This window comes from Pseudomonadota bacterium (assembly GCA_030775045.1).
Lineage (GTDB): Bacteria > Pseudomonadota > Alphaproteobacteria > JALYJY01 > JALYJY01 > JALYJY01.
In genome coordinates, this window is the sequence record JALYJY010000095.1 from 1 (window position 1) to 6,742 (window position 6,742).

The 6,742-nt window shown below is 62.4% G+C and carries 7 protein-coding genes and 1 tRNA gene; 4 read left to right on the forward strand and 4 right to left on the reverse strand.

Annotated features, from left to right (window positions below):
• Positions 1-2,240, reverse strand: a 2,240-nt coding sequence (gene addB, locus M3O22_07945; GenBank protein MDP9196676.1) for a double-strand break repair protein AddB, incomplete at its 3' end; no start/stop codon positions are given.
• 148 nt (positions 2,241-2,388) lie between these two features.
• Here addB and M3O22_07950 point away from each other — a divergent pair.
• Complete coding sequence (locus tag M3O22_07950) at positions 2,389-2,895, forward strand: hypothetical protein (protein ID MDP9196677.1); 507 nt, start codon at positions 2,389-2,391, stop codon at positions 2,893-2,895.
• A gap of 9 nt (positions 2,896-2,904) precedes the next feature.
• Here M3O22_07950 and M3O22_07955 read toward each other — a convergent pair whose 3' ends face one another.
• From M3O22_07955 to tsaE, 3 genes are read right to left on the reverse strand one after another with little or no spacing between them, the layout of a single operon-like run.
• Positions 2,905-3,642, reverse strand: a complete 738-nt coding sequence (locus tag M3O22_07955) for a nucleotidyltransferase family protein (protein MDP9196678.1) — start codon at positions 3,640-3,642, stop codon at positions 2,905-2,907.
• Entirely contained in the window at positions 3,639-4,667 is a 1,029-nt protein-coding gene (locus M3O22_07960) for a phosphotransferase (GenBank protein ID MDP9196679.1), read from the reverse strand. The genes M3O22_07955 and M3O22_07960 overlap by 4 nt, the downstream gene beginning before the upstream one ends.
• Positions 4,657-5,145 carry a tRNA (adenosine(37)-N6)-threonylcarbamoyltransferase complex ATPase subunit type 1 TsaE gene (tsaE, locus tag M3O22_07965; protein ID MDP9196680.1) on the reverse strand — a complete coding sequence of 163 codons (489 nt, stop codon included), beginning with the start codon at positions 5,143-5,145 and terminating at the stop codon, positions 4,657-4,659. Before tsaE ends, M3O22_07960 begins: the two co-directional genes overlap by 11 nt.
• A 307-nt stretch (positions 5,146-5,452) precedes the next feature.
• On the opposite strand from tsaE, the gene M3O22_07970 reads away from it, so the two are divergent.
• The 3 genes from M3O22_07970 to M3O22_07980 all read left to right on the forward strand — a co-directional run.
• Entirely contained in the window at positions 5,453-6,286 is an 834-nt protein-coding gene (locus M3O22_07970) for an OmpA family protein (protein ID MDP9196681.1), read from the forward strand.
• A gap of 175 nt (positions 6,287-6,461) precedes the next feature.
• Positions 6,462-6,535, forward strand: a tRNA-Gly gene (locus M3O22_07975).
• Between the two features lie 80 nt (positions 6,536-6,615).
• The coding region (locus M3O22_07980; GenBank protein MDP9196682.1) for a GTP-binding protein at positions 6,616-6,742 on the forward strand (127 nt) is incomplete at its 3' end.

Sequence of the window (6,742 nt, forward strand, 5' to 3'; positions counted from 1 at the left end):
CGCAGGCCCAGAACATGCCGCGCATAGACGGCATAGGGATCGCGCATCCAGGTCTCGATGTCGGTGACCGACAGGCTGCGCGGGCGAGCCTCAACAGGCGGCGCTGGAGCCGGAGCCGTTATGGGCTGCACCCTGTCTGGCCTTTCCAGCTGCGCCGCATGAGCCAGTAGCGACGGCGCGGCGGACAGCATGTGGCCTGACAGACCCAGACCTTTCAGCACCGTCTCCAGACGCAGCAGCCAGCGGGAGGGCAACGCCGGCGCAGTACCGGCCCGGCAGGCGCGGGTCAGGGTCACCCGGCGCGCTCCTGCCGCCATATAGATGTCGTGGGCGGCAAGGCCGGTTCTGTATTCGGGCGAAGACAGGCCAACCGCCCGGCGCATGGGGCGGGACATCCAGGGATCCGCCGCCGCTGTGGCCGGCCAGGTTCCCTCGTTCAGGCCGCCCAGGATGATGTGGTCAAAGTGCTGGAGGCGGGCCTCCATGGGCCCCAGGATAAACGCCCGGGGATGGGTGCCGTGGCGGGGGCGCACCTCCTCCCCCTTCAGCAGGGCCTGGAAAAGGCCCGCATAGTCCTGGCCGGACACGGGCGGAAAATCCCGGGCAGCGTCCTGCAGGGCGGCCAGCAGCTCCGCCAGCGCCTCCCCGTCCTCGCGCCGCCACAGGCGTTGCGCGCCGGTTTCGCTGTCCGTTTCTGCGAGTGCTTCGGCCGTGCGCACATGGATTTTGATCCAGTCCGCCAGGGGCCGCTCCGGACCGTTCATGGCCTGAAGCAACGGCGCAAGAATGGCCTCCAGCCTGTCCACAAAAGTACGGATCTTTTTTTGGCCTTCTTCTGCACTGATGTCTGAAGATCGTATCCTCAGGCCCTCCAGACCCGGGCCGGGGCGCGGGCCGCGCAGGACCAGGCCTTCCAGAAACCGCACCCGGGCGCGGAATACACCCGCAGACTGGCCACCACACGCCAGCGGATGCTTGAGCAGCGCCAGCAGCGGGACAGGTACCAAGACCTCCGCGGCCACCTGCACCAGAAGGTTCAGGAACACACCCGCGGGTGTGGTGGCCAAGGGCTGCCCGGCGCTGTCGTCCACCTGGATGTCCCAGCGGGTCAGGGCGCTGGCTACCCGCCGGGCCAGATCGCGGTCCGGCGTCACCAGGGCGGTGGTTTGACCCGGCACTTCCAGATCGCAGCGCATCATCAGGGCGATGGCCTGCGCCTCGTCCTGCGGCGTGGGTGCATCCACACGCTGAAGCGTTTCCAGAAACCGGGGGTCATCCGACAGCGCCTGTCCGGACAGACTGCTCCAGGCATCGGACAGGGCTGCGGGGCGGAAAGCCTCCCGCCACAGGGCCTGGCGCTGGGCGCTGAAGCGCTTCTCCAGCGGATCGGTGCCCAGCGCCTCCGCCGGGAAAGGCCAGGGCCGCACGGCGCTGCGCGGGGTGTCCAGCCGCACCAGCAGCTGTGAAAGAGCATACTGCGGATGCTGCTCATCCAGCGCATCCCAAGCCTCTGCGTCCATGTCCTGGTCCAGGCCGGGCAGAACAACCGCGCCACCGGGCAGGCCCGCCACAGCCTGCATCAGGTCGGCTACGGCGGGAATGCTGCCCGTCATGCCGGCGGCAATAATGCGGTCCGCCGGGGGTTCCTGCCGCCAGACCTGTGCCTGGGCCTCCAGCAGGCGGTTGCGCCGGTCGGCAGGATCCAGGCAGCCTTCCTCCGCCAGGATTTTCGGCCAGGCCTCGGTGACCAGCTTCAGGAAATCCAGGGTCTGCTGCCAGTGGCCCGCCAGGGCCTCCGGCACCAGGCCGGACAGGGCGTCAAAGGACAGGCGCGCCGCCTGCACCTCGTCCAGCAGGGTGCACAGGGCGTCGGCCATCTGCAGGGCCTGCTCGGCGGACAGAACCGTATCAGGGGCCGGAGACCGTGCCTTCACCAGCCGGGCCAGCAGCAGACGGCGGCGCAGGGGATGGATGGCCGGGGGCAGGCTGATGGCGGCGGGCGACTGCAGCAGCAGGCTGTCCTCGTCCACGTCAGCGATGGCGGACATGCGGGGCAGCAGGGTGGCTACGCCGCCGCTGTGGCGCAGGAATGCCTCCCGCAGCGTACGACACGACCGGCGGGTGGGCAGCAGCACCGTCACCCCCGCCAGGGCCAGCCCATCCCGGCCGCACTGGTCCATCAGCCCCAGCGCCAGGGCATCGGCAAAAGGAACATGGGCCGGAATGGTGAACAGGGTCATGAGCTGAAAATATCATCCGCTCCCGCAGAGGTACAGACGGAATTCATGACCTGTTCCCGGGAAAAAGCAGGTTTCTCTTCCTGAAAGTAATTCTGCGATACACACTCATGGATCAGTATTTTCCACAGCGCCGAGTAAGAAAAAAACCATGGACACCAGATTGCCGGAAGAACTTCTGAAAAGACCTGCATACTGGCTCGCCCAGGCCCGCAGGGAAATGGAACGGGATGATCCCAGGGCGGCAAAATCCTCTCTTGGATTGATGGACAGAGCCCTGGACGACAGCGCGAAGATCGGCACCATCGTCGAGGCAGAAATCCTGAAAACATCAGACGCTGATGTGGACGCATTCCGTGCGGATGTATTGAAGGCCATCCCTGCACAGTGGCTGACTGAAGCCCGCAGGGGAATGGAACGGGGCGATCCCCAGTCGGCAAGAAGCTCTCTTGTATTTGTGAATCTGGCTCTGGAAGATCTGCGACAGGCTAACGTTCCTTTCACCCAAGCAGAAATCCTCAAAACATCAGACGCAGATCTGGCCGCATTCCGTGCGAATGTGGCAAATGGTGTTGCTGCAACGAAAACACCTCAAAAGACTGCGGCCCAGGAAGCATCGGAGACCGCCGGGCCCAGGATTATGATTCCAACACCGTAAAAGTTTTTCCTATATGCGGGCCGCTGGAATCTTCCCCGGAAACAGCCGGGTGATTTCGTCCAGCACGGCGGGTGTGTCCACCGAATACCAGGCGGCGTCGTGGGCGAGGCCGAACAGGCGTCCGGCCTGCTGGGCCCGGTCCCAGATTTTCAGGTTGGAAAACGGTCCCTCCGGCGCATCCGCATACGCCCGGGGCGCGATCAGCTGGATGGAGGCGTAGTACCAAGGCGCTTGGTCTTTCCGGTCCATATTGCGGGAGAGGCGACCCTCACCATCCATGACATAGTCCCCGTTGTGGGACAGGCCAAAGGCCTTCTCCCGGGCGACCAGAAGAAGAAGCACATCCATGCGGGTGTCGTCCCAGGCCTGCGCCAGGCGTTCCAGGACAGGGGTTTTCCCCTCGGTCCACAGGATATCTGAATTGATAACGAAAAACGGATCGGGTCCCAGCACCGGCAGGGCTTTTTTCACGCCTCCGCCGGTTTCCAGCAGCACATCCTCGGGCGACAGGGTCACGGCAGGCTGCGGGCGGCCCTGCACATGGCGGGCGATCTGGTCGCCCAGCCAGTGGGTGTTCACTACGGCTTTCTGCACACCCGCTGCCGACAGCCGGTCCAGCGCATGGTCCAAGAGGGTTGTGCCGGCCACCTGCACCAGCGGCTTGGGGGTCGTCAGGGTCAGGGGTCGCATGCGCGTTCCCAGGCCTGCCGCCAGAACCATGGCTGTGCGTGGCGATACTCCCTTCATGCCAGCGCCCTGTCCTTGCGGGCCGGAATTTCCCTGCGCCATGCGGTCGGGATGTTGGCATCAAACCAGGCGCGCACGGGGGCCAGCACTTCTTTCTGCAGCTGGTTTTCCAGCTGGCCCCAGACCCGGGGCAGATACGGCAGATAGCGGTCGCGGCCCAGGGTCACGGACTGGCGCATGAACACCGCGATAATCCGCGTGTGCCGGATGGCCCCCAGAATACTGTATGACTCTGCGAAAGTCACCGGATCCACATGGGGAAAGGCATGCAGCCAGTGGTCCTTCATGCGCAGGGCCAGGGCCGGCGGAACATCCCGGCGGGCATCCTCCAGCAGGGAGACCAGGTCATAGGTCACCGGCCCCTGCCCGGTCAGCTCGAAATCCAGAAAACCGCAGGAGTCCGGGCCGGATGTCCCCGGCACCAGCATCAGGTTCTCCGCATGGAAATCCCGCAGCATCAGGCTTTGCGGCACACGGAATGCCCGGGGCAGCACCTGGCGCCACGCGACCTCGAACCCCGTCGTCTGGGCCGGTGACAGGCTGTAGCCCAGCGCGGCCGGCACCACTTCGGGAAACAGCATCACCTGGCGGATGAAATTCCCTGCGTCATAGACCGGGTGCGGAATGCTGGCCAGCATGTCCGGTCTGAAATTCCGGTGCAGACGGACCAGCGCGTCCGTGGCCAGCAGGTACAGCGTTTCCGGGTCCGTGCCGGCGGCCATGGCCTTGCCGAACGTGTCGTTCCCGAAATCCTCTACCAGCGCCAGGCCTTCCTGCACCTCGGCCCGGAATATCTGTGGCACCCGCAGGCCTGCTGCGCGCAACACACCGGCGATGGCTGCAAACTGGCCGATATCCTCCTGCGGATTGTCGGTTTCCATCAGGACGTATGTGCGGTCTTCCGCCCTGATGCGGGTGTATCTGCGGGTGGAACAGTCCTCGGCCATTGGCTCAGGAACAAAGGAAGACAGGCCACAGCGGGCGAGAAAACCGGATACCCGGGCGGACGGAAATTCAGGATTCATGAATAAAAGACCTTCCGGAAGCAAGGGTTGAGAGACGCTCTGCCCAAGAGCCGTGGCCTTCCAGACCGGCCTGCCGCCCCTCGCCCCGCATGGACAGGCGGATATCCAGCCTGTCCCGGGGCAAAAGAGGACCCAGCCTTTCGGGCCACTCCACAAGAGTTATAGCCGCGGACAGGGCTTCTTCCCAGCCCAGTTCCTCCACTTCATGGGGGGAGGACAGCCGGTACAGGTCGAAATGCCACAGGGGCCCTGAAGGGGTATCATAGGTCTGGACAAGGGTAAATGTGGGGCTGGGTACATCGGTCTCCAGGTCCACCAGCTGGCGGATCAGGGCCCGCGCCAGGGTGGTTTTTCCCATTCCCAGATCCCCCCGCAGGACAATCACGTCAGGAACGCGCAAAAATGGCGCTATAAGGCCTGCCAGGGCCGTACAGGTCTCTTCCGCAGGGAGAGGGAAACAGAAGCGGTAAATATTCATGGGAGGAATCCTGGAAAAATGCACCGGAACAGGCAAGAAAATTAACTTTACCGGCAAAAAACGGCTTTCCTGCAGGAAATATTGCGCAAAAACACCCTTGAGCGCAACCAGGGGGCGAATCATGCCCAACAAGGGGGATTGCCAAGCACGAATCGGGGCTGTAGAAAGTATTCTGGACTGCAGGATACTGCCTGATTACACTGTATTCAGACACTGTAAACTGTTTTGTGCCATTATGGGTTGTTACCGTCGCTGGCTGCGCCCATTCCGGGTGCGGCCTTTCCCTCAGAAACTACAGGAGGAAACAATGAGAACAGGAAAACTTCTTGCTGCGATGGCCAGTCTTGCCCTTCTGGGCGGCTGCGCCGCCCTCCAGGGGGAAAGCGCCCTGGAGGCCCTCAACAGGGCAAAACCGTCCGGTTCGGGCTTCACGCAGGCCCTGACCGAGGAATACAAGGCCTTGGCCAATTTCGAATGGAAAGACATGTACGACTACACTGATGGTATGCGATACGCCATGAAAGGCCTCGCCGCAGCCAAAGGTGAAGTGGTGATGCCGGATGACCTCAGCAAGCGCCAGCTGGAGCCCCAGCACAGGGCTGCCCTCACAGATGCCCGCGGACAACTGATGGGCTATCTGGACGGCAACCGTGACCGGAATCCGAAAACTGCTGCCCATGCCCAGGCCATGTTCGACTGCTGGGCCGAACAGCAGGAAGAAAACTGGCAGTATGACCACATTGCCCATTGCCGGGACAGCCTGATGGCCATCCTGAAAGGCAAGGAATACAAGGCGGTCATGCCGATGGACGATGCGGCCTATCTGGTGTTCTTCGACTTTGACAAGTCTGTGGTCACCACGGCTGCAGGTGATGTCCTGAATACTGTTGTCAGCGACTTCCGCAAGGGCAGGCTGAACAGCATCCTGGTATCAGGCCACACGGATACATCCGGTTCGAACGCCTATAACCAGAAGCTGTCCGAACGCCGGGCCGCTGCTGTCAAGGCAGCCCTGATCGACCGGGGTGTTCCTGCCAACAGGATCGTCACCAGTGCCTATGGCGAAACCATGCCCATGATTGCCACGGGTGACAGCGTCCGCGAACCTTCCAACCGTCGTGGCGAGATCCGTTTCCGTTAAGTATCGAGACAACCGGACCGGCCACAAACCGGTCCGGATCTCATCCTGAAAAAACGCCGGTGCCCAAAAAGCACCGGCGTTTTTTTCTGACTGTTTCAGACCCATTTTCTTGTTGATGAAGTGAGTTTCTCCCGCTAGACAGAAGCCGGCTGTGGTTGACTGCAACATGGTGCCTGCGGGTGTAGCTCAATGGTAGAGCAATAGCCTTCCAAGCTGAAGACGGGGGTTCGATTCCCCTCACCCGCTCCATGTTCTGTCTTGAAAACGCCTGCTGTTCCTGTATTTTCAGGATCCTGAATTTACCTGCTTCCTGATGGAGTGAGACCCAGATGACCAAGACAAAATTCGAGCGTACGAAGCCGCATTGTAATATTGGTACGATTGGCCACGTTGACCACGGGAAGACGTCTCTGACGGCGGCGATTACGAAGGTTCTGGCGAAGAAGGGCCAGGCGG